24 protein-coding genes and 1 pseudogene are annotated in these 22,636 nt (G+C 45.8%); 17 read left to right on the forward strand and 8 right to left on the reverse strand.

Annotated elements, in window-relative coordinates:
• Positions 1–2: 2 nt before the first annotated feature.
• Positions 3–848: a transglutaminase-like domain-containing protein gene (locus AC2D6U_RS00885; RefSeq protein ID WP_484719045.1), complete on the forward strand. Its 846-nt coding sequence runs from the start codon at positions 3–5 to the stop codon at positions 846–848.
• 2 nt (positions 849–850) lie between these two features.
• Here AC2D6U_RS00885 and AC2D6U_RS00890 read toward each other — a convergent pair whose 3' ends face one another.
• Entirely contained in the window at positions 851–1,465 is a 615-nt protein-coding gene (locus AC2D6U_RS00890) for a 4'-phosphopantetheinyl transferase family protein (protein ID WP_484719046.1), read from the reverse strand.
• Between the two features lie 67 nt (positions 1,466–1,532).
• On the opposite strand from AC2D6U_RS00890, the gene AC2D6U_RS00895 reads away from it, so the two are divergent.
• From AC2D6U_RS00895 to AC2D6U_RS00910, 4 genes are read left to right on the forward strand one after another with little or no spacing between them, the layout of a single operon-like run.
• Positions 1,533–2,453 (forward strand): WD40 repeat domain-containing protein, encoded by a 921-nt coding sequence (locus tag AC2D6U_RS00895; protein ID WP_484719047.1) that lies wholly within the window; start codon positions 1,533–1,535, stop codon positions 2,451–2,453.
• A 2-nt stretch (positions 2,454–2,455) separates the two neighbouring features.
• Positions 2,456–3,277: a DivIVA domain-containing protein gene (locus tag AC2D6U_RS00900; RefSeq protein WP_484719048.1), complete on the forward strand. Its 822-nt coding sequence runs from the start codon at positions 2,456–2,458 to the stop codon at positions 3,275–3,277.
• 2 nt (positions 3,278–3,279) lie between these two features.
• The gene (gene folB / locus AC2D6U_RS00905) at positions 3,280–3,645 is read left to right on the forward strand and encodes a dihydroneopterin aldolase (RefSeq protein WP_484719049.1); all 366 of its coding nucleotides are present in this window, start codon (positions 3,280–3,282) and stop codon (positions 3,643–3,645) included.
• Entirely contained in the window at positions 3,642–5,519 is a 1,878-nt protein-coding gene (locus tag AC2D6U_RS00910) for an AAA domain-containing protein (protein ID WP_484719050.1), read from the forward strand. The genes folB and AC2D6U_RS00910 overlap by 4 nt, the downstream gene beginning before the upstream one ends.
• On the opposite strand, the gene AC2D6U_RS00915 is transcribed toward AC2D6U_RS00910, so the two are convergent.
• Both AC2D6U_RS00915 and AC2D6U_RS00920 read right to left on the reverse strand, forming a co-directional pair.
• Entirely contained in the window at positions 5,516–6,418 is a 903-nt protein-coding gene (locus AC2D6U_RS00915) for an ATP-grasp domain-containing protein (RefSeq protein ID WP_484719051.1), read from the reverse strand. The two genes, AC2D6U_RS00910 and AC2D6U_RS00915, sit on opposite strands and share 4 nt — an antisense overlap.
• Entirely contained in the window at positions 6,415–6,729 is a 315-nt protein-coding gene (locus tag AC2D6U_RS00920) for a HesB/IscA family protein (RefSeq protein ID WP_484719052.1), read from the reverse strand. Before AC2D6U_RS00920 ends, AC2D6U_RS00915 begins: the two co-directional genes overlap by 4 nt.
• Positions 6,730–6,829: 100 nt before the next feature.
• On the opposite strand from AC2D6U_RS00920, the gene AC2D6U_RS00925 reads away from it, so the two are divergent.
• The 4 genes and pseudogenes from AC2D6U_RS00925 to AC2D6U_RS00940 all read left to right on the forward strand — a co-directional run bounded on the left by AC2D6U_RS00925 (position 6,830) and on the right by AC2D6U_RS00940 (position 9,053).
• Entirely contained in the window at positions 6,830–7,351 is a 522-nt protein-coding gene (locus AC2D6U_RS00925; protein ID WP_484719053.1) for a DUF7935 family protein, read from the forward strand.
• Positions 7,352–7,353: 2 nt separating this feature from the next.
• The gene (locus AC2D6U_RS00930) at positions 7,354–7,776 is read left to right on the forward strand and encodes a YkvA family protein (RefSeq protein ID WP_484719054.1); all 423 of its coding nucleotides are present in this window, start codon (positions 7,354–7,356) and stop codon (positions 7,774–7,776) included.
• A 33-nt stretch (positions 7,777–7,809) separates the two neighbouring features.
• A pseudogene (locus AC2D6U_RS00935) lies at positions 7,810–8,460 on the forward strand (thioredoxin family protein).
• On the forward strand, positions 8,403–9,053 hold the full coding sequence (locus AC2D6U_RS00940) for an NAD(P)H-binding protein (protein WP_484719055.1): 651 nt from the start codon (positions 8,403–8,405) through the stop codon (positions 9,051–9,053). The pseudogene AC2D6U_RS00935 and the gene AC2D6U_RS00940 overlap by 58 nt, the downstream one beginning before the upstream one ends.
• Positions 9,054–9,056: 3 nt before the next feature.
• On the opposite strand, the gene AC2D6U_RS00945 is transcribed toward AC2D6U_RS00940, so the two are convergent.
• Positions 9,057–10,883: a Xaa-Pro dipeptidyl-peptidase gene (locus AC2D6U_RS00945; protein ID WP_484719056.1), complete on the reverse strand. Its 1,827-nt coding sequence runs from the start codon at positions 10,881–10,883 to the stop codon at positions 9,057–9,059.
• An 82-nt stretch (positions 10,884–10,965) separates the two neighbouring features.
• Complete coding sequence (locus AC2D6U_RS00950; RefSeq protein WP_484719057.1) at positions 10,966–12,138, reverse strand: hypothetical protein; 1,173 nt, start codon at positions 12,136–12,138, stop codon at positions 10,966–10,968.
• A gap of 57 nt (positions 12,139–12,195) precedes the next feature.
• Between AC2D6U_RS00950 and dtd the strand changes: the two genes are divergently transcribed.
• The 4 genes from dtd to AC2D6U_RS00970 all read left to right on the forward strand — a co-directional run bounded on the left by dtd (position 12,196) and on the right by AC2D6U_RS00970 (position 14,783).
• A complete protein-coding gene (gene dtd / locus AC2D6U_RS00955; RefSeq protein ID WP_484719058.1) occupies positions 12,196–12,648 on the forward strand; it encodes a D-aminoacyl-tRNA deacylase in 453 nt (150 codons plus the stop codon).
• A gap of 6 nt (positions 12,649–12,654) precedes the next feature.
• Complete coding sequence (locus AC2D6U_RS00960) at positions 12,655–12,996, forward strand: nucleotide pyrophosphohydrolase (protein WP_484719059.1); 342 nt, start codon at positions 12,655–12,657, stop codon at positions 12,994–12,996.
• Positions 12,996–13,859, forward strand: coding sequence for a DUF6263 family protein (locus AC2D6U_RS00965; RefSeq protein WP_484719060.1), 864 nt, complete (start codon positions 12,996–12,998; stop codon positions 13,857–13,859). Before AC2D6U_RS00960 ends, AC2D6U_RS00965 begins: the two co-directional genes overlap by 1 nt.
• Before the next feature lie 123 nt (positions 13,860–13,982).
• Positions 13,983–14,783 (forward strand): aspartyl/asparaginyl beta-hydroxylase domain-containing protein, encoded by an 801-nt coding sequence (locus AC2D6U_RS00970; RefSeq protein ID WP_484719061.1) that lies wholly within the window; start codon positions 13,983–13,985, stop codon positions 14,781–14,783.
• Here the strand turns inward: AC2D6U_RS00970 and AC2D6U_RS00975 are convergent.
• On the reverse strand, positions 14,780–15,481 hold the full coding sequence (locus tag AC2D6U_RS00975; RefSeq protein ID WP_484719062.1) for a 2-phosphosulfolactate phosphatase: 702 nt from the start codon (positions 15,479–15,481) through the stop codon (positions 14,780–14,782). The genes AC2D6U_RS00970 and AC2D6U_RS00975 overlap by 4 nt on opposite strands.
• Positions 15,482–15,629: 148 nt before the next feature.
• Complete coding sequence (gene gcvT, locus AC2D6U_RS00980; RefSeq protein ID WP_484719063.1) at positions 15,630–16,718, reverse strand: glycine cleavage system aminomethyltransferase GcvT; 1,089 nt, start codon at positions 16,716–16,718, stop codon at positions 15,630–15,632.
• A gap of 209 nt (positions 16,719–16,927) precedes the next feature.
• Here gcvT and AC2D6U_RS00985 point away from each other — a divergent pair, with 209 nt between their 5' ends.
• Complete coding sequence (locus AC2D6U_RS00985) at positions 16,928–19,270, forward strand: ABC transporter permease (RefSeq protein ID WP_484719064.1); 2,343 nt, start codon at positions 16,928–16,930, stop codon at positions 19,268–19,270.
• Between the two features lie 49 nt (positions 19,271–19,319).
• Here the strand turns inward: AC2D6U_RS00985 and AC2D6U_RS00990 are convergent, their stop codons facing one another.
• The gene (locus AC2D6U_RS00990) at positions 19,320–19,919 is read right to left on the reverse strand and encodes a ribonuclease HII (protein ID WP_484719065.1); all 600 of its coding nucleotides are present in this window, start codon (positions 19,917–19,919) and stop codon (positions 19,320–19,322) included.
• Between the two features lie 55 nt (positions 19,920–19,974).
• Here AC2D6U_RS00990 and AC2D6U_RS00995 point away from each other — a divergent pair, with 55 nt between their 5' ends.
• From AC2D6U_RS00995 to AC2D6U_RS01005, 3 genes are read left to right on the forward strand one after another with little or no spacing between them, the layout of a single operon-like run.
• Complete coding sequence (locus AC2D6U_RS00995) at positions 19,975–20,529, forward strand: NUDIX domain-containing protein (RefSeq protein ID WP_484719066.1); 555 nt, start codon at positions 19,975–19,977, stop codon at positions 20,527–20,529.
• Complete coding sequence (locus AC2D6U_RS01000) at positions 20,522–21,874, forward strand: MATE family efflux transporter (protein WP_484719067.1); 1,353 nt, start codon at positions 20,522–20,524, stop codon at positions 21,872–21,874. Before AC2D6U_RS00995 ends, AC2D6U_RS01000 begins: the two co-directional genes overlap by 8 nt.
• A 49-nt stretch (positions 21,875–21,923) precedes the next feature.
• Positions 21,924–22,622 carry a head GIN domain-containing protein gene (locus AC2D6U_RS01005; RefSeq protein ID WP_484719068.1) on the forward strand — a complete coding sequence of 233 codons (699 nt, stop codon included), beginning with the start codon at positions 21,924–21,926 and terminating at the stop codon, positions 22,620–22,622.
• The last annotated feature ends 14 nt before the right edge of the window (positions 22,623–22,636 follow it).

The following is a 22,636-nucleotide window of genomic DNA, read 5'->3' on the forward strand; positions in this document are numbered from 1 at the left end:
GCATGGCAGAAGAGCAGTTTACCAATAAAGAATTGAAGGCCTTGGTTTCATTGCTTGACGATGAAGACAATGAAGTGGTGCAACACGTTGAAGATCGCATCATGTCGCTTGGTACCTACATTATCCCCTATTTAGAGTTTGAGTGGGAGAATAGTTTCAATCCATTGGTGCAAAAGCGGATAGAAGAATTGGTGCACTCTTTGCAATTCGAGTTGCTCAAGGAAAAACTTTATGCCTGGCACAAGAGTGAAGAGCAAGATCTACTAGAGGGCATGTGGCTCATTAGCACCTATTCATACCCTGATCTTGAGCTAGAGGAATTGAAAAAGAGTTTGGAGCAGATCTATTATGAAACCTGGACGGAGTTCAAAGCGGATATCCACCCGGTTGATCAGATCAAGATCCTTAATTCGGTGCTCTTTAATAAGCTCCACTTTGGCGCCAACACCAAGAATTTTCATTCGCCAGGCAATAGCATGTTGAACGTGGTGCTGCAAACCAAGAAAGGAAATCCCATTTCCCTTTGCGTGATTTACATGCTGGTGGCCAAGAAGTTGAAGCTACCCATCTATGGTGTCAATTTGCCCAATCTGTTTGTGATGGTCTACAAACACGAAGGGGGGCAATTTTACATTAATGCCTTCAACAGGGGCTTGGTGTTCTCTAAGAAAGAAATCGACGATTACCTCACCAACTTGAAATTGCCGCAAGACGAAAAATACTATGAGCCTTGCAGCAATCTTGAGATCATTCAGCGGGTTTTGAGAAATTTATCCAATGCCCATGAAAAACTCGGTCACATGGACAAGGTGGAGGAGATCAAGCAGCTCTCGGCTATTCTTGCTTAGGCTCAGTAGGCCACACTAATGTAAAGTGATTCGTATTTATCAAAGACGAGCGCATGTGTAGATGCCTTGTTTTCCTCAATGATGACGCCAGTTTTTTCCGGAAAGGGCTGAATGAGCAATTGTTCAGCAAAGATCAATTGGGTGCGACCATGTAGTTTGTAAAGCGCTTCTTTTGCTCCCCAAATCTTGGTCAAGGAGGTGATGCTGTGGTCGGCCCATTCTTTTTCTTCCGAGTGAAGGAATCTCTTTGCGATGCGGCTGATCTGAGGCCTTTCCAATTCAATGTCGATCCCTATGGGTCTGCTCTTCTGAATGGCCGCAGCACCAAAGCCCTTGGCATGCGACATGGACACTTGCCAATCGCTAGTGGTCAGGTGAGGTTTGCCGAATTGATCCTTCATCAAATAGAATTGGCCAAAAGGATTCAGCAATTCTTTCAAGGCGTTTCTTGCTGCCAACCATTCCAATCTTTTTTCCGGAACTTTGGCACGGTTGAAATCTGCCAGTTCAATGGCATCCAATTGCAGCAAGGAGAGCAATTGCTCTTCAGATTCGTCAATTTTCCAAATACAGTAAGACAAGTCGGGACTCAAAGAAACTTGATGCGTAATTGGCATGTAAAAATGTGTATTTGGTAATGCTTTGATTAGCTTTGTTCGAGCTCAATTTAGGGTTTTTATTACGATGTCTAAAGTTAAGGTAGAGAAAGTAGCGACTCTTGCAGGTCATCAAGACTGTGTCTACGCCTTATGCCCCTCGCCGGAAAGCAATAAGTTTTTTTCTTCCGGAGGAGACGGGGTTGTGGCGGAATGGAACCTGGATGATCCTGAGAAGGGGAAAATGTTAGCGAAGCTGTCGAATTCAGTCTATGCCTTGCACTATTTTGCCGAGAAGAACTTGCTCATTGTTGGAGAAAATTTCGACGGCATCCACCTCATCGACTTGAAAGAGAAGAAGGAGATCGGATCGAAGAAACTAGGAGCTGCCGCCATCTTTGACATCACTGTTGTTGATGGAAAAATCATTGCTGCTTTAGGGAATGGTGAGGTACATGTTCTTGACCTAAATAGCCTACAAACACTTCGTGTGATCCGGGCGTCGGAAAAGAGCGCGCGAACACTTGCGATCAGCCGTATTCACGGACACATGGCCGTGGGGTTCAGCGACCATCAGATCAGGATTTACAGCCTCAGTGATTTTGGCTTGATTCAGGAGATCCATGCGCATGAAATCTCTGTTTTTACCATACAATATTCTCCAAATGACCGTTACTTGATCAGCGGCAGCCGCGATGCACATCTTAAAATCTGGGATGTGGAGAATGACTACCACTTGCATCAATCGATTGTCGCTCATATGTTTGCAATTAACCATCTGGACTTTAGTGCTGATGGTAAACATTTTGTAACTTGTAGTATGGATAAGTCCATAAAAGTCTGGGATGCAGAGACCTTTCAACTGCTAAAGGTCATTGACAAAGCCAGACACGCTGGCCATGGCACTTCTGTGAACAAGCTGCTTTGGACCAACCACAACAACCTACTTGTTTCGGCCAGTGACGACCGAAGTATTTCCATCTGGGACTTAACTTTTAATCTTGTTTAAGCATGAACATTACGCCATTAGAGATCAGGCAAAAAGAATTTGAAAAAGGATTTAGAGGCTATGACAAAGAAGATGTCAAGGCCTTTATGAATACCCTTTCCATGGAATGGGAACGCCTGAATGAACAGTGTAAGGAATTAAAATACAAACTTGAGTCTTCGGAGAAGGAAGTTCAAAAGTTGAGAGAGGTGGAAAACTCACTCTTCAAAACCCTTAAAACCGCTGAAGATACTGGGGCGAATATGATAGAACAGGCAACCAAAACCGCCGAACTGCATATGCGCGAAACGGAAATGAAGGCAGATGCCTTGATGTCGGAGGCCAAGAATAGAGCCAAGAACATCATTGAAGATGCAGAGTCGAAGGCCCGTCAGATCATTGACGACATGGAAGATGAGATTCGTCAATTGGAACAAGTGTTTAGGTCTTTGGATGCGAACAAAACAGCCTTAATGTCGGATTTGAAAATGCTGGCAGAAGACATCATAACTAAAATTGGACGCCATGAAGAATTTCCGGCAGAGATCAAATCTCATGTGAAGAAGGGTAAGGAATTGAGCCGTTCCTTCAATGACATGTCCGCTGAATCGCTTGACGTGGAGCAGATCATTGCTGAAAATGAGGAAAAGCAGACAGAGGATAGTATTTCAGAAATGGTAGACCAGCAAGAGGGTGCAGAAGAAATGCCTTCATTAGAAGACATGGATGACGAGAAGCCCACCGCAACTGCTGGTGAAGATTCACCAAAGGACAGTACTGAAAAACCAAGTGCAGATGAGGAAGAGGAGAAAGAAAAAGGCTCCTTCTTCGATCAATTCGATTAAACATGAACAAAGACATTGTATCACTTGAAGGCATGGAATTCCATGCCTTTCATGGTTTTTATGATTTCGAACGAGAGGAGGGCAACGATTTTGTTGTCGATGTTCATGTCACTACTGATTTTGACCGCGCGGCCCAATCCGACGATCTGGAGGGAACTGTGAATTATGAAACCATTTATGCCATTGTGAAAGAAGAGATGCAGGAGCCTACCAAATTGCTGGAACGATTGGCGCAACGAATGATCGACCGCATGTTTGCCTCCTTTGCCTTGGCGCGCACCATTGAAATTTCAATTGCCAAGAAAAATCCACCAATTGAAGGCAATATCAAACAATCTCGAATCACCATGGTTCGAAGTGCTGAATGACCCAGGCACAACAAACACTTCAGCACCTCGCCGGCCTTTTACAGATTGAAAAGAAAGAGGATTACGCACAATATGAGCAAAAGATGCTCAACATGGACTTGGATGCTCGACGCAAAAAAGGCGTTACCTGGTATCCTACCGTTCTACAGAACCAATTCATTAGCACCGGAGAACGCTTTACCATAGAACTGGAGCGAACGACTCATCTTGAAGAAAACCACTCCTTTCAGGTCGGGGCAGTAGTCAGTATTTTCCTGGGTGCAGACGACAGTTTAACCACTTCTGGGGTCATTGGTTATTTGCGCAAAAATACGATGCGCATCGTATTGAATTCAGCAGATCTACCCGATTGGATTCGAGATGGAAAGCTAGGCGTCAACCTGCTGTTCGATGAAGGCAGCTATCGCGAAATGAGCAAAGCACTCAAGACTGTGATCACTGCCGAGAAAGGCCGATTGGCTGAATTGAGAGAAAAATTTTATGGAGCGAATGCCCTCAGCTTTAACAATGGACATGAGTACGCATCATTTCACCTAAATACAGTTCAAAATAAAGCCTTGAGCAAGGTTTTCAATGCAAAAGACCTTGCCGTTATCCATGGACCTCCTGGCACCGGAAAGACAACAACCCTGGTGCATGCGATAAAGGAAGTGGTGAAGACGGAGCGTCAGGTGCTGGTTTGTGCCCAAAGTAATGCGGCTGTTGATCTGATCGTAGAAAAACTCGATGCCTTGGGTGTTGAGGTCTTACGAGTGGGCCATCCTGCCCGTTTAACGCCTGAGGTGATCGAGAATAGTTTGGATGTCAAGATTTCGAGGCATGCCTTTTTCAAAGAGCTGAAAGGTATTCGAAAAAAGGAGGAGGAGTACAAACGCATGGCTAGCCAATACAAGAGGAGTTTTGGCAAAGAGGAGCGTTTTCAGCGGGAGTTGCTTCGAAAGGAGGCACGCCTCTACCGAGAAGATGCTCGTCGGATTGAAAAGGAGATCACCGAAGACCTGATGGATAAAGCCCAAGTGATCGCCTGCACTCTGGTGGGTTCGACTCACTCCTTGATCCAAGACCGTTTGTTCAAAACAGTATTCATCGATGAGGCCTCTCAAGCACTCGAGCCTGCTTGCTGGATAGCGATCCAAAAGGCCTATCGCGTAATCATGGCTGGTGATCATCAGCAATTACCTCCAACAGTGAAGTCTATCAAAGCAGGAAAAGAAGGCCTTGAATACACCCTTTTTGAGCGGGCAACAAAGGTGTCAAATGCGTCGGTGATGCTAGAGACGCAATACAGAATGCATCCGGAGATCATGAAATTCTCAAGTGACTATTTCTACGAATCCAAACTCAATACGGCGGAAGAAGTCATTTTGCGTGAGCGCACGGCGGATTGGCCCCATTTTGTCTTCATCGATACGGCAGGATGTGGATTTGAGGAGAAAGTAAAGAAGCAAACCTTAAGCACCTACAACCCCGAGGAAGCCGCGTTGCTTTTAAATTATTTGGGACAAAACCTGTCACTCGATCAAAGCATTGGGATCATCGCTCCTTACAAAGCACAGACCGAGGTGTTGAGAGAATTATTGAAAGAGCATCGGGCCTTTGATCATGTACGCGAACAGGTGGTCATCAATTCTGTCGATGCCTTTCAAGGGCAAGAACGTGACGTCATCTGCATCAGCTTGACACGATCGAATGACAAGGGAGAGATCGGATTTCTAAAAGAATATCGACGGATGAATGTGGCCATGACAAGAGCCAAGACCCGGCTTATCATCGTTGGTGATTCTGCCACCTTGGGAAAAGATCCTTTTTTCAATGCAGTCATCGACCACGTTCAAGAGATCGGAGGCTACAAAAGTGCCTTCGAATTTCTTTAGGCCCTGCTCACAATGGCTTCAGCGAGGAGATCAGCCGCTTCAGGCTTTAACCTAAACCACAATTCAGGTTCTATCATTTCGAGCTCGATCACGGCCAAGTCACCGCTATTGTCTCTGATCACATCGACTCGGGCATAAAAAGGGGAAGGTTCACAGGCGGCAATGGCTTTTTCAGCAAAGGCGATCTCTTCCGGTGTCGGCTGATAATCATGCACTGTCCCGCCAAAGTCATCTTGTACTCTGAAATCACCCGGTTTGGCTTTCTTTAGAACCGCATGAGTGAACTGCCCGCCCATCACCATGTAAGAGACTTCACCTTCGGTGACAACTTGTTCTTGAAAAGGCTGAAGCATGAAGGCTTCATTTGCGATGTGTTTGTTATAGAGTTCTTCGTGCGCATCGATGGTTGATTCATCGATCTTGAAGGTAAGTCTGGCAGCACCCGAGATACAGGGTTTCAGGATGCACTTTTTCCAGCCCTTACTGGCAAAAGCTTCCCGCAACGAGGTAGAAGTTCCTTTTTCAAGATAGAGCGTTTCGGGAATATTGATCCCTCTTGCCTGAAGGTCTCCTAAGTAATGCTTGTCCATGTTCCATTCAATCAACGCAAATGGATTGATCAGTTGGGTTTGCTTATTTAATGCCTCAAGCCATGTTTTCCATTCTTCGTAGCGATCGAAGTAATCCCAGGTCGTTCTAAAGAGCACGGCATGGGTTGTGGACCAATCGAATGTAGGGTCTGACCAGCTTTTTCTGGCAACGCGTAACCCCTGTTTTTCTAACGCCGCTCGAACAAGTCCGTCTTCCGTCAAGATGTTATCAATGTACCAATTGGTTTGTTCTGGGGCGACGTAGCGATCGTCAGTTAAGATGACCACGTCATATGTTACAGTACTCATTCGCTTGTTACGGAATTTGGATTGGTGAAGGTAAAACCGCGTGCATCACTTCCTTCGTAGAAATCAACTTCAAGCCCTACCAAATAGAGAGTTTGTCCTTTTTCAATATGGATATCGACTCCTTTTGATTGGTAGGTGATGTCGCTGTCTTTGGCTTTGTCGAAGCCCAACATGTATCCCATACCCATGCAGCCCTTTCCTCCCTTCACGCCAATGCGTAAACCATATCCTTCAGGGATTCCTTTGGTGTCCATGATCTTTTTGATTTCTTCGACAGCCTTGGCCGTTAATGAAACTGGTTTTAAATCCATTTGCGCTAAATTACCTTTTCCAAAGTAAACTTAATACCTCTGCGATATTCTGACTATTTTCAAGCCAACAAAAGAACACGTATTCGTCGTTAAAGTTCAAATGGATTATTTAGGAGACCTCATCAAAATTGTACTTCCGGCAGCACTCGTTTTGTATGCGATGTACTTAGTGATTCGGAGTTTTTTGCAAAAAGACTTTGATCGTCAACTCATTTCCCTCAAGGCCAAGAATACAGAAACTATTCTACCCTTGCGCTTGCAAGCATATGAGCGAATGGCGCTTTTTTTGGAAAGAATTTCGCCCAATAATATGTTGATCCGCTTAACCGATCCGCAACTTTCAGCGGCAGAGTTTCAACAAATGCTGCTACGTGAGATTCGCGATGAATACCACTATAATCATTCGCAACAGATCTATATGAGCGATGAGGCATGGAAACGTATTCAGCAAGCCATGAATACCTTGATCGGTTTGATTCAGGTGGCTAGCGAAAAAATGGGGGAACAGGACAATGCGGTTGATCTTTCAAGTGCTATATTTAATGAAATGATGCAACAGCAAGAGGATTTCCTTGGAAATACCCTTTCTTTTATCAAAAATGAGATCAGGCAATCATTTTAATTATGGCTAAGACAAAAGGACCTAACGCTAAGGAAAAACGCTATTTCAATCAATTTAAGAATAGAGCGGCGCGGATCGTGCAGGATAGCGATGCCTTAAAGGAGGTACTTGAAAATGCCAGTCAAAAATTGAAGGCGTCAGAAAATGATGAAGGCCTCAGAAAAAAATTAGTCGATTATGTCCGTCTGATCATTCGGATGATCACCAATTCGGTCAATGGCAACTACAAAAGCCTCCCTTGGCAGACCTTGGTGATGTTAGTGGCTGGTCTGATCTATTTTTTAACCCCAATCGATGCCCTGCCTGACTTTATTCCTATTGCCGGGTTTTTAGATGATGCGACCATCCTTCTTTGGTTAGGCAAAAGCTTTCAAGATGACTTAGGCAAGTATAAGTCGTGGGAAGACCTGAACTTTTCTGATTGATGGAGAGTTACTTTCTCTGATTATCGAAAAGAAATGAAGGGAGAGATCACCAACGAATTAATCAAGCAAGCGCTTTCGTACAAGGAATACCAACTGCTGACCAGAACATTACTTGAGCAGGATAAAACCACGGGTCCGAATCAATCGGAAGCCTATATCAATTACACCCGATTGGCTGAAAAGCGCATGGCGAAATGGAACAAGATCGGTAAGCTTTTGCCCGACCTGATCGAAAAGCTCCAGAAGATCGAGGAGCCCATGACTTGGTTGGTTTTGACGGAGGCCTAGTGTGGTGATGCCGGACAAAGTCTTCCTTTCATGCAAAAAATGGTCGAGCACAACGCGAATCTTAAATTGAAGCTGCTCATCCGCGATGAACATCCCGAATTGATGGAGCGCTTTTTAACCAACGGAGCGAAGTCTATTCCCAAACTGATCGCGCTGAATAAAGAGCTACAGGTGCTGGGTACTTGGGGGCCTCGTCCTGAGCCCATTCAACAAGAGTTTTTGGAGAATAAGCAAAGCCAAAAAATGTCAGGGCAAGCCTTTTCGGAGTACATGCACCTGTGGTACGCCAAGGACAAAGGCCTGACCATGCAGTTGGAATTTTTGGCTATTTTAGAGGAATGGACTCAAAAACTGCAGTCATCGCCGGGGCGAGTGGCCTCATCGGTCAATCGTTGATCCAACGACTTTTAGCCAATTCGGACTATGCCACCGTCATCGCTTTGGTCAGAAGGCCTTTAGGCACTCAACATGAAAAACTGACTGAACTTACGGTTTCTTTTGACGCCTTGGCCTCGATGGAGGACTTTCCATCAGCCGATGATATCTTTTGCTGCTTGGGTACGACTCAGAAAAAGACACCCAATCCGGAAGATTATAGCAAAGTGGATTACGACTACTGCATGGAATTGGCCAAGAGGGGATTAAAAGAAGGAGCTGATCGGTTCTTTTTGATCTCAAGCTTAGGGGCTAAAAAGGGCGCTGGAAACTTCTACTTGAACCTTAAAGGAGAACTCGAGCATGAGGTCTCATTTCTCAATTACCGCACCATTTACATTTTCAGGCCTTCCTTGCTGCGAGGTGATCGAAAAGAGAATAGACCAGGAGAAAAATTTGCCCAGTTCATCACCCGATTGATCCCGTTTTTAGGGCCATGGAAGAAATACAAACCGATCCATGCCGATAAGGTAGCAGACGCTATGATGAAAGTAGCACAGCAAGACGACAAGGGTTGTTACTTCTACGAATCAGATATCATGCAGCGCATGTAGGTGCTAATTGCCAAAGGCCGCTTCTAGTGCTGTTTTGCCTCCGACAACAGGTAAGGTGAGTGATGTTTTCGACAAGTCGATAGTCAACTCGGTACCCGGCGCCGGATGCAAGGTGAATGCCTTATCACTCGAAAAGATCATCAGGCCGATTTGTTGTCCGGCCGAGATGATCTGGTCATCGGGCTGTAGATCAAAGGTCATCTCATAGAACTTACCAGGAACCAAGGGTTCGCTTTCGGTTAGGGAGCGATGGTTTTGTGGATCGGCCCAACCGCGAGTAATGATGTTGTCATAGATCTTTGCACCTTCGGCATCATTCCAAGGAAGTGAAACCAGCCAAACCGATAGATTGGCTGCGGGCTTGCTGCTGGCCAAACGAATGGTCAGGCTACTAAGACCGGAAAGGTGCAGGTCTTCCTTCAAAGTAGGGGTTAGGTACAGCAGGCGATGTGGCGAACTGATGGCAGTGGCAAGTGCTTTTCCATCAAAGGAAACGTCATCGATCAAAGTCTCCTCTGCCTTATTTCCTTTTTTCAGTTGTATACTTCCCGCAGTGTTTCCGCCTTCTCCTAAAAAGAGTCTTACGTTTTTGGCGTCAGGGTTAGGGTAATCGGCGTAAGCAGTGGGTTCAGCTTGGGCATCTCCTTCTCTTACGATCCAAGCCTTAGGGTCATTTTCTACTCCGTTATCGACCTCATGCAAGTACTTGGTAAACCATTTGTTCATCATGGCAATGGGTGGAGGTCCACCATGTCCTGCTTGATGGTAGTAAATTTGAACAGGCAGGCCCATTTTTTTCGCTTGCATGGCAATCCGATAACTGTGTTCTGGCATCACGTTCCAATCGTTGAATCCATGCGACATGAGGAGCGCGGCCTTCATCGGTTTCATGTCATTGAGGTAATCTCTACCCGCCCAAAACTCATTGTAATCTCCGGTGATGCGATCCAAATTATTCGCCATTTCGGTATCGCGGACGGTTTTGTTGTTATAAGGCCTGTTCTCTTCCTTTCCACTATGAATGAAGTCATACAGCACATCAATGTCTTCCCCTAAATAGCCTCCCGGACTTCTGACCAATCCATTGGAGCGGTAATAGTGGTAATACGAGGTGTTGGGAGCAACGGGAATGATTGCTTTTAGGGCATCTACGCCGGTGGTCGCGGCAGCCAAAGGAAGTGTTCCGTTGTAAGAAGTGCCTGTCATGCCCACTCTTCCCGTAGACCAATAAGCCTCAACTTTCTCGTTTCCTTCTCTCGTTTTGTATCCGTTGTCTTTTCCGGCCAACCATTCGATCACCGCTTTTGGTGCCAACGATTCATTGTCTCCGCCTACGGTAGGGGCCCCGTCAGAAAGCCCGGTGCCCGGTGAGGAAGAATGCACAACAATGTAGCCACGAGGCACCCAAGTACGGATCTGCGAATTGGATATGATCGGACGTTCTCCTCTTCGGGTAACTTCTACATGAGTCCTAGAGGGAGGGGTTTCACCTAGTTCATGATTGACTTTCCAAAAAAGTCCCTCCGCCATTCCAGCAGTTCCAGCATAATAAGGACTGGTCTCATAGACCACTGGAAGCTTCAAGCCTTCTGTTTCTGTTTGCTGAGGCCGCGTCACGGCCACATGAACACGGTCAAGCCGTCCATCGCCATCGGTATCAAAACTTGTTTCCACCCAAAGGTCTTCACGTATCCATTGCGTAGGATCGTTAAAGTCTTCTACAATTTGTGCCTGTCCGTCTTTAAAGACAGGTGTCGTTTTTTGTGCGACCAAGGAATGTCCGGCGAATAGGCTGATGGCCAGAGCGATGCGTAGAATGGATTGCTTCATATAATTGTGTTGAACGAGTTGAAAATACTAAAGAAAAGACGAAAAGTGGAGTCCACAACCAGAAGTAGTGTACTGGAACCGCCTAGCGCCATACTTTCCTGTTATTTAAGAAGAGGATGGTGAAGGCGGCCAAGGTATAAGCAAGTACGATGCACACGGTTTGTTTGCTCGCAAATTCAGGATACCATTCTTGCCACAATTCCCACTGAAAGGCTGGATCTGGAATGGCCTGATGCAGCATCATAAAGGGGAGAGAGAGCAGAGCAAGCAAAATTAAGTGTTTTAAGTCTGCCCGTTGGGCTTCTACCAATAGCCAAGTCATGACGAATGGGAAACCTAAATAAGCAATGCGCGTCATGTCTCCACCAGCCAATAAGGCATAGGCTAGACTCAGTCCGCTAAAAAGGAACAGCATGTTACGCCTTACGTCCCAACTACGGGTTTTTGCATAGCTTAAGCCTGTTATCCAGAGGAGAGGGCCAAATGCCATGCTCAAGGCAGCTAACCACCTGAGCACTTCAAAGGGCTGGGTGATCAATTGCTTGGCTTGGTAGGCGATCATCAGCAGAGGTCCTCTGCCCGCTTCAGATGGAGGGAATAAGAAACCAAGAGCCACCTTTGTCAGAATAGCGAAGAGTGTAGCGAGTACGATCGGTTTCAAGTCAAAGTAGCCGTCATCCGATTTTTTATTGTGCCACCAGGCATAGCCCAATAACACCACCATATAACCAATGAATGATTCTTTTTGTGCCGTTGCCAGTGGGGCTAGCAGGAGCAGAAGCGTGAACTTTCTGTTAATTAGACACAGCAGAAAAAGTCCTTGAAAGAGATAAAGCGGCAGATCTACCGTGATGGGATCAAAGGCATTAAGCCGGATCATCCCGGTCCAGTGGAAGAGTAGCCATATGAAGCCGAACATGATCCATTTGAATTCAAGTCCGAGTTGACGCCACAACAGAAAGATAACCCAAACGGAAAGGATACTAAAGATGAGATTGACCACTTGAAAGTCGACTAGGATGCCTTGCCCGAACCAGCTGGCCAGTAAGGGGACCAAAATTCTTTGGTGAAAAGGGGGAGGTACCTCATAGGCGGATGCAGTTCCTAAAAAATAGTCATAGGCCAGGCGGTAATCGTTTCCGTCAAAAGCTTCGGCAAACTCATAGGTAAGGGCAGCTTGAAACTCGCGATAGAAAAAGAAGGCACAAACGGTTAATCCGATATAAAAAAATACCCAAGCCCGGCTTATTCGCATGAGGTGAAAATATGCATTTCGCTTGAATCTTAACGGATTAATGAAGTTTTTTGGAGAATGAGGGCAGTGATTCAACGTGTATTGAGTTCTTCTGTGCAGATCGAAGGGCAGACCAAGGCAGCTATTGAACAAGGTATTATGGTACTATTGGGGGTTGAAGAGGCCGATGATCGAAGTGATATTGAATGGTTGGCAAAGAAGATCGTCAACCTCAGAATATTTGAAGACGAGAATGGGGTCATGAACGAAAGCCTACTCGACAAGGGCTTTGAAGTATTATTGGTCAGTCAATTTACCCTACATGCAAGCACAAAGAAAGGGAATCGCCCCTCTTACATCAAAGCGGCCCGACCAGAGGTTGCCATTCCTCTTTATGAAGATTTCAAAAAAGAATTGACAAATCTCTTGGGGAAAACGGTCAAAACTGGTGAATTTGGCGCCGACATGAAGGTAAACCTGATCAATGACGGTCCGGTGACCATCATTATTGATACAAAGCAGCGGGAATAAAGAGATATGAAGGATCAGCAACCATTATCCCTAATTCAGGAAGAAGTAGATCAATGGATCCAAACGATTGGCGTGAGGTATTTTAACGAACTCACCAATATGGCTCAGCTAACCGAAGAGGTTGGTGAAGTGGCCAGGATCATGGCTAGGCGCTATGGTGAGCAATCCGAAAAGGCATCGGACAAAGAAAAGGACCTAGGAGAGGAGCTGGCCGATGTGCTGTTTGTTCTGGTCTGTCTGGCGAATCAAACAGGCGTGGATCTGCAAGAGGCATGGACCAATCGGATGGATAAAAAAACCAAAAGAGATAAGACAAGACATCAAACAAACGACAAACTAAAACCCTAATGAAAAAAATCACACTAAGTGTTGTGGTGATGCTCTTTAGCATTGCTTCAATAAATGCACAGATCAAATCCTACGACTTAAAAAAAGGAGAGGTCTATGAGGTCAAAACTGTGATAGACCTCAACATCGAACAAGAAGCCATGGGCCAAAAAATGGAAGTAGGCCAAGGCATTTCAATCGTTGAGACATTGGAAGTCCTTGGTGTCAGCGATGGCATGTATTCTATGAAGGCCACTACTAAACAGGTCAAAATAGATATTTCTGCCCCGATGCAGCCGGCACAGACCATGGATTCTGAAGGAACGGGTCAAATGAATGATGTCGCTAAGGCATTTGTTAATAAAGAGTACCGTTTTCAAATGGATAAATTTGGTCAAGTGCAGGGTTTTGAGGGCTTGGATGAAATGTCAAAAGCCATTATTGCTGACTTAGACAAAACGCTTATCGGACAGGCAGGTCAATCACAAACCATGGCCCAATTGTTAAGCGTAGACATGGTGAAATCTAACCTAACAAATTTATTCACCATCTACCCAACAGATGGTAGCAAAGAGTGGGAGTATAGCAATGAGGTGGTGTTTAATGCCCTTCCTGCGAGCCTAAAAGCAAAAAGGTACTATGACGGCAATGCCACCATCATGTCAGCCGGGGAACTAACTGTAAAAGGTTCGCAACAACAAATGGGCATGAGCATTGAATCTGAAATGGCGGGTACGGTCAATACCATCTATGACCTTTCGGAGAATGGAATGCCATCCAAAGTACAAGTGCAACAAGACGCAACAGGGACAGCGAAAGCGCAAGGAATGGAAATTCCAATGGATCTGAAAATGAGCACAACGATCACCATTACCAAGAAGTGATCAGTTTGTTGTTTTAACGGTATTAATTTGAATTTAATCCATCGCATGTTTGCGATGGATTTTTTTGTTCTGCATTTTTGACCCAACAATGAACTAAAAGCAGGTCAAAACTTTTTTCACTTTATGCTAGCACTAGAAATTATTGGTTGGGTCATTGGAGGGTTTCTCCTTTTTAATGTTATTCTCTACTTCGTCGAACCAAGCCTTATTGCCATTACATTTTCGCTGATCTTGAGGGCTGTTTTCAAAAACCCGCCAATGGTTTCCTTGGAAAAGTATTTTCCGGAGCATAAGCTTTTAAAGGACAACTGGAAAGTCATTCAAGAAGAGCTGATTGAGGTGCTAAAGGATGAGCAGAATATTCCAAAGTTCCATGAGGTCGACAAGATCCAACGCTTTATCTCAGATCAGGATAAGGCGGCATGGCGTGTTTTTATGTTCAAAGCCTACGACAATTGGCAAGAGACCAATTGCAACAAGGCACCGAAAACAACCGAATTGCTGAAGCAGATTCCGGGGATCACCACGGCCATGTTCTCTATTTTGGGTCCACAAAAGCACATCCCTCCACATAACGGCTTTTATAAGGGTGTTTATCGTTATCACCTGGGCCTTGTCATTCCGAAGGAGGGCGAATGCTACATCGTGAATGGAGGTGAACGGTATGATTGGATTGAAGGTGAGGATGTGCTGTTTGATGACACCTACCGCCATGCCGTTTGGAATAGGACGGAAGAAACGCGTGTCGTGCTTTTCTGCGATGTGTTTAGAAATGACCTTCCGGGGATCTTCCAGCCTTTGAATAAGTGGGTCTACGGGCTGAGAGAAAAGTCAAAGAGGCTTCAGAACGTATTGAAAAATGCAGAGGTGCAAGTTGATTTGAGAGAAGAGTCCGCTCAGGGCAGCACACAGGCCTCTGCCTAAAGCTGAAGTTCTCCTTCTGCATTCAAATACGGAACGCCGGTAAATTCATCTACTCGGGCGCAGTATTCAATGTCTTTCATAATGCCAAAAGAAGAGAGTCTGGCGGCATGATTGCTCCTGTTGATGTAGTAATGTAAGTCGTGAGCCATGCTTTTGTACAGGTACAGGGCTGAAACTGAGGCGTCATCGGAAAATGTTGCCTGCTTGATCAAACCATCGCATACCGCTCCGGCAAATAAGGTGTCTTCAAGATTGTATTTCCCTTTCCAACCCGCACAAAAGAGTACAAGATCCTGGTCGCGTTGAGCCAAGGTTTTCACGACTGCTCCGAGGTTAAGAAAGGCGCCAATGAATACCTGATCAGCTCCAGTCGACAGTGAAATGGCCCGGGTTCCGTTCGTAGTGGTAGCCGCTACTTTTTTTCCTTTAAGCGCTGGCTCCATATATTCGAATGGGGAATTCCCTAATTGAAAGTCAGCCACTTTTTGACCACCTCGTTCACCAGCCATCACATAGCCCTCCCTTCCTAAGGCCAAGCATTCTTCAACAGTAGCGATGGGTTTGATGCGCGAGAGTCCGCTATTCAAACCAGCGACCATACAAGAGGTAGCCCGCAGCACGTCAATCACTACGACCACTTTTCCTTCGAGCTCAAATTGATGAATGAGGTCGGGTGTATAACAGACTTCTATGTTCATTTACTATTGTTTGACGTTATTCCTTAATAAATCAAAACGTCATGCTGAACTCGTTTCAACATCTAATTTAATGAGACCCTGAATCATCCCGATAACTATCGGGACAGGATGACGTGGCTATGTTGATTCGGGATTGACTGCAGTGTATCTACTTTCCTAAAATAGGCAGTTTAACAACTTCAGCTTTTAGCCTTCTGTTTCTAACGGCGATGTAGATCTCGGTACCCGGTGCGGTGAATGGTTTATTCACATACCCAAGACCTATTCCGCATTGCATCGAAGGCGATTGACTACCAGAAGTTACTTCTCCGATCACTTGCTCCTCGGCATCCATGATCTCATAGTGGCTTCTTGGAATCCCCCTGTCGATCATTTTAAAGCCGACAAGTCGTTTACTAACGCCTTCTTCTTTCTGTTTTTGAATGGCTGCTGAATTGGTGAACTCTTTGGTGAATTTGGTTACCCAGCCCAGTCCAGCTTCGATCGGAGAGGTTTCATCCGTAATGTCATTGCCATACAGGCAATAGCCCATCTCCAGTCGAAGAGTATCCCTCGCGCCTAAGCCGATAGGTTTAATATCAAAGGCGGCACCTGCCTCAAAAATTTTATTCCAAAGCATTTCCGCGTGGTCATTGTGCACATAGAGCTCAAAACCTCCGGCACCCGTATAGCCCGTGGCAGAAATGATCAGGTGTTCCACACCAGCCATAGGGCCAACCACAAAATGGTAAAATGGAATGTCCGCTAGGTTGACGGAAGTCAATGTTTGTAATGCCTCTGTGGCTTTAGGACCTTGTACAGCAAAAAGGGAGTAGTTATCCGAAACGTTCTTCATCTGTACCTGCTCCGTATTATAAGCAGAGATCCAATCCCAATCTTTCGCAATGTTGGAAGCATTCACCACCAACATCCACTTTTCTTGATTGAAGCGATAGATCAGCAAGTCATCCACAATTCCACCCTCTTCGTTCGGTAAATAAGCATATTGTGCTTGTCCATCGACCAATTTGCTCACGTCATTACTGACCACACGCTGAATCAGATCCATTGCCTTAGGACCTTCGAGTACGAACTCACCCATATGCGATACATCAAAGACACCAACGGCATTTCTCACTGCCAAGTGTTCCTCAATATCGGATGAATAGCGCACGGGCATGTTGTAGCCTGCAAAAGGAACCATTTTTGCTCCTAATTTTTCGTGCAGGTCGTTCAAGGCAACTTTCTTCAATTCCATAACATCACTTATTTGCTGCAAATGTAAGCAACAGCCCTTGAAATCATTCTTTCTCTTCTAAAATCTTTACCTTGCAATACCCATGAATCGCACAATCGCCAGAGTGGATGCAACCTTTTCTTCAACTTTTTCATCTGTAAGGAAAGAAACTCAAATCAAACTGGTCGACCATGTTTAAGAATTTTTTAAAGGTTACCCTGCGTAGCCTCATGAAGAGCAAAGTCTTTGTGATCATCAACATCATCGGATTAGGCCTGGCCTTAGCCTGCTGCATCGTGGCATTCCTCAATTATGAATTTGCCATGGGTTTTGACAAACAGCATGAGCATTACGAAGAGCTCTATCAAGTATCCAGTTATCGCGATCAAAACGGGGCAAATGTTCCCTTTGGTTTTGCTCCGATGGTGCTGGGAGATGTGATTCAAGAAGAGATCCCGACCATTGAAAAGGTCAGTAAGTTCGAGCGGTCAGGCGTCACCATCAAAAGGGAAAACAATGTCTTTAATCGAACTATGGCTTTTGTGGACAAGGATTTCATGGACATGTTCACCTTTACCATGTTGCATGGCAATGCGGGAAGTTACGAGGAGTTGTCGACCGTACTGATCTCAGACAGAGTGGCGATTGCACTTTTTGGTCGAGTGAATGCAGTAGGAGAAACGATTGAATTGGTCAGGAATTCGGAGGCTAATGTGCTCATGACAGTAGGTGGGATATTTGAACAGCCGGGTCTGCAAAGCTCAATGCAGTTCCAATTGCTGAGTAACTTCGAGAATTTCTATCGCCTGTATGACGTGGATAAAACAGACTGGGGTCGCTTTATCGATGGCTTGTTCATACAAAGTGCTGACCCTGACATCCAGCAGAAAGTGCCTCAAGCACTCGCAAAATATGCAGCCATCCAGTCGGAAACACGGGAAGATTTTCAGGTGAATGCCTTCTGGCTACAGACAATGGCAGAAGTTCCATTCAATTCTAGAGACATCAACGGATCAAATTTGGGTAACGAGACTTTACACCCTCAGCACATTACGGTGCCGAACATCATGGCCTTGCTGATTTTACTCTTGGCTTGCTTCAATTTCACCAATACGGCGATCGCCATGTCCAACAAGCGGTTAAAGGAAATCGGGATTCGAAAGACTGTAGGAGGTTCAAGACAGCAATTGGTGATTCAGTTTTTAGGGGAAAATCTATTTTTATGCTTTCTGGCCTTGATCTTGGGCTTACTCTTCTCCATCTGGCTGGTGCCAAAATACAATAGCATGTGGCCCAACGTGGATGTGGTGGTCACCTTGTTGGATAACCCGAAGTTGGTCCTCTTCCTCTTGTCCATTTTGATCGGCACAGGATTGCTAGCAGGGGGGTATCCTGCATTTTTTGTCAGTCGCTACAAACCGGTAGAGATTTTAAGAGGGAGTTTGAAAGTGGGTTCATCTTCCATGTTGTCTAGGGTGTTGCTGGGGCTACAAATGTTCATTTCTGTATTGGCTTTGGTCTTCGGTTTCACCTTTTATCAAAATTCGATCTACCAGGAAGAACTCGATCTGGGCTATGAGCGGGATGGGGTGTTGATGGTGCCTTTGAATGATTCGAATGAAGCGCAACGATTTAAAGCAGCCGTAGAATCCAATCCTGAGGTAGAATATACTGCCTTGACCAACAATCATGTGGGCTGGGGTTCCTATGGTCGCGCTGTTCGAAGTGGCGAGTTGACTTATGAGGTCTCTGTTTTTGATGTGGGGATCAATTACGTGGAGGCACTCGGATTTCGCGTCAGGCAAGGAAGGTCATTTGATGAGGCTAACCGACAAAATGATAAGGTCAATGGAATTTTGATCAATGAACGCTTTGCTTCTCAATTTGGCTGGACCGACCCGATCGGTGAGCGGGTGACCATTCAGGACACCTTGAACCTAACGGTTGTGGGCTTATTGGACGATTTTTACACCTGGGGATTTTGGGGTTCCATTGACCCTGTCATGTTTCGATTGAAAGACGACCAGGACCTATCGATGCTGATCGTAAAGGTCCCAAAAGAGGCATTAGGCGGTACCATAGACTACCTGGAACAAACCTGGACAGAATTGATCAAGAACAGGCCTTCCAATGTGTTGACTCACGAAACGGAAGTGCTGGGAGAGGCTAAGGATGTCAATGTGAATATTTTGCAAATGTTTTTATTCCTTGCCGTGATCGCCGTTGTTCTTTCTGCCATAGGCTTGTTCACCTTGGTCTCTATCAATATCCAAAGTCGGATCAAAGAAATCGGTATTCGTAAAGTGTTGGGCGCATCGATATTGCGCATTGCCACCTTGATCAATCGGCCTTTTTTGATCATCGTAGGCCTTGCCTCTGTGGTGGGGGCTGGTTTAGGTACCTACTTGGTCTCTGGACTGATGGGTACCATATTTACCTATCATGTTACGCCCAATGTCATTAGCGGGTTGATTCCGGTGTTTCTGATCTTGTTGGTGGCACTGCTCTCAATCTCTGGAAAAGTCGTAAAAGCAGCCAAGCGCAACCCTGTTGATTCCTTGCGCTACGAATAGGTTAGCTTGATTGCTGAGGTCATGGCGTTAATGACCTATGCGTGAGTGGTCAATCGAACAATTCCATTTGATCGGGTAAGAGCCGGAATGAGCGCCTGTGGAGAGGCGTAATGCCAAGTTTTTGGATGGCTTCTTTATGCTGTTTTGTAGGGTAACCGACATTTGTTTCCCAGCCATAACCAGGGTATTCCAATGCTGCCTTGCGCATGATGCGATCTCGATGCGTTTTAGCTAGAATGGAGGCGGCCGCAATGCTCATGTACTTGCCATCTCCTTTGATGATGCAGTGGTGCTCGAGGTTTTTGTAGGATGGGAAGCGATTGCCGTCAATGAGTAACACTTCCGGTTGGATGCGAAGTCCATCAATTGCCCGGTGCATGGCCAAAAATGAGGCATTCAAGATATTGACCTCGTCGATCTCCTCCGGGCCTACTTCAATGACCTGGTAAGCAACTGCCTTATCTTTGATTTCCAACTCCAGCAGGTCGAGTTTTTGTTGATTCAGTTTTTTAGAGTCATTCAGCAAAGGGTGTTCATAGCCTTTGGGAAGAATTACAGCCGCAGCCACCACGGGCCCGGCGAGTGGACCTCTGCCCGCCTCGTCGCAACCCGCCTCTCGTTTACCGGATCCAAAATCTCTTTCTAGCATTTGATAAACATAAGCAGAGATATGTGTTCTATAAAAGCTTTGGCTAATTTTGACCATGGACGAAAAGAAAAATCCTTGGACTAGGCTAACCGAACGGAAGATCTATGAAAATCCATGGATTCGTTTAGATGAACACGAGGTGATCAATCCATCAGGAGGAAATGGCATCTATGGTAAGGTTTCCTTTAAGAACAAGGCCATCGGCATTTTACCAATTGACCAAGAAGGAAACACCTGGTTGGTGGGACAGTATCGATACACACTTGATCTGTACAGCTGGGAAATTCCAATGGGTGGAGTGCCCTTGAACGAGCCAACAGAAGAGGGTGCCTTGCGCGAGTTGAAAGAAGAAACCGGATTAGTCGCTAAGCACTTGGAGCATCTTTGCACCATCCATACCTCGAATTCAGTGACAGACGAGGTTGGAGATGTATTTGTTGCCTCAAACCTGGAAGAAGGAAATCCTGAGTTCGATGAAACAGAGGACATCAAGATCAAAAAGCTCCCCTTTGCCGAGGCACTGAATTGGGTCATGGAGGGAAAGATCACGGATAGCCTAAGTGTTGCGGCAATACTGAAATATGCCCGAATAATTGAGCAAAATGGCTGAGGCCTTAAGTTATCGATATCATTTTAAAAAAACGGTCAATTTGGCCTATCCTGTGATGTTGAGTCAGATGGGCCATATCCTTGTCGGTATTGTCGATAGCATCATGGTGGGTCAATTGGGCTCTTCGCCCTTGGCGGCTTCGGCGTTTGCCAACAATGCCGTAAGTCTTTTTTTAATGTTTGGCATCGGCCTTTCTTATGGAATCACACCACTCGTTGCACAGGCTGACGGAAAGCAAGACGATCCCATGATCGTGCGGGTGCTCCGACATGGGATCTTACTCTGTGTAATTGGAGGAGTTTTGCTCTTTTTATTGCTTCTGGTCGTGGGGGTTCTGATGCCCTACATGGGGCAACCCGCTGAGGTGGTGAGTTTGGGAAAGCCTTATTTTCTCATCATCGCTGGTTCGTTGATCCCGCTGATGGTCTTTCAGGGCTTTCGCCAGTTCGCAGAAGGAAAGTCGATTACTAAACCGACCATGTACGTCACCATTGCCGCGAACGTTATCAATGTGGTTCTTAATTATGTGCTGATCTATGGAAAGCTGGGCTTACCGGCCATGGGTTTAATTGGAGCAGGCTGGGCAACCTTTATCTCTAGGATAATCATGGCGGCCGGCTTGGGATGGTTTGTCTGGAACTATGGTAAATTCAAAAAGTACAGAGCGGGTTTTCAATTGCTAAAAGCCAAAGCCGATCTGTTCAAGCCCATGCTCAAATTAGGCATACCAAGTGGAGTGCAATTTGTCTTTGAAGTTGGAGCCTTTGCCATGGCAGCCATTATGATGGGCTGGTTAGGGACAGTGCCATTGGCCGCACATCAGATCGCCATCAGTTTGGTGTCACTGAGCTATGTCATGGCTTCCGGCATATCTGCTGCATCCACGGTGCGCGTTGCCAATCAAATAGGTAGGCGGGATGGTGTCAACTTAAAAAGGGTTGGGAATACCAGTTTTTACATCAGCCTGATCTTTATGGCTTGCTGTGCCTTGTTCTATGTTGCATTCAGTGGGTATTTACCCACCTTGTATGTCAAGGAGGAGGAGGTCGTTTCGATCGCCTCAGGCTTGATCATCATCGCTGCTTGTTTTCAGCTGTCGGATGGTGTCCAAGTAGTAGGATTGGGCTCACTTCGAGGCATGTCCGATGTCAAAGTGCCTACCTATATCACGCTGGCGGCTTATTGGGGATTGGCCATTCCTTCAAGCTATGTTTTGGGCTTTGTTTTTAATTTCGGTTCAGCCGGTATTTGGTATGGGTTGCTCATTGGGCTGACAGCAGCAGCTATTGCCTTATACTTAAGGTTCCAACGCCTCTGCCGAGTCCAAGTTATGGCCTTTCGGTGATGCAACCTTTTGGGAAATGAATTGTCTATAAAGTGAAAAAGAGAAGAAGATGAGAAGAACGTATATACTATTGGCCCTATTTCTGGTAAGTCTTTCGGCAATTGCTCAGAAAAGGCAAATGGTGGATGTGGGTGATTTCGACGAGATCGCGATGCGTGTAGCCGGAACGGTGTACGTAACGCAGGGAAACAAAAACGAAGTGATCGTTGAGGGGTATGACGAAGACTTGGAAGAAGTGAAGATCGATGTAAGAGGAGGAGTGCTCAATATTGAAAGTAATCGTCGGTCGAGCTGGCGTTTTTGGGATTCCAATAATGTCCGTGTCGAGGTCTATGTGACGGTAAAAGAATTGCGGGGAGTTAGCGTCAGCGGTTCCGGGGACATTGTTGGTCAGAACACGATCGAGACAGGAAACTTTCGAGCCAAGGTTTCGGGGTCAGGAGATATTGAAATGGAACTGGATGCGCGCAATGTAGACGCCAGTATTTCGGGTTCCGGTAATATTGAGCTGAGTGGCTCTTCCAACTCGGGTAGCTTGTCCATCAGCGGATCGGGCAAACTCCTGGCTGAGAACATGAAAGTCGAGGATTTTGAAGTCAGAATTTCAGGATCGGGAAGAGGCTCCATTACGGTTTTCGGCGAATTGGATGTACGCATTTCTGGCAGTGGAAGCGTCTATTATGGAGGAGAACCTACCGGGGTGAATTCCAGCATTTCCGGTAGCGGAAAGGTCCGCAGGATCAATTGATCGAGTCCTTGGTT

Source organism: Roseivirga sp. YIW32 (genome assembly GCF_057219245.1).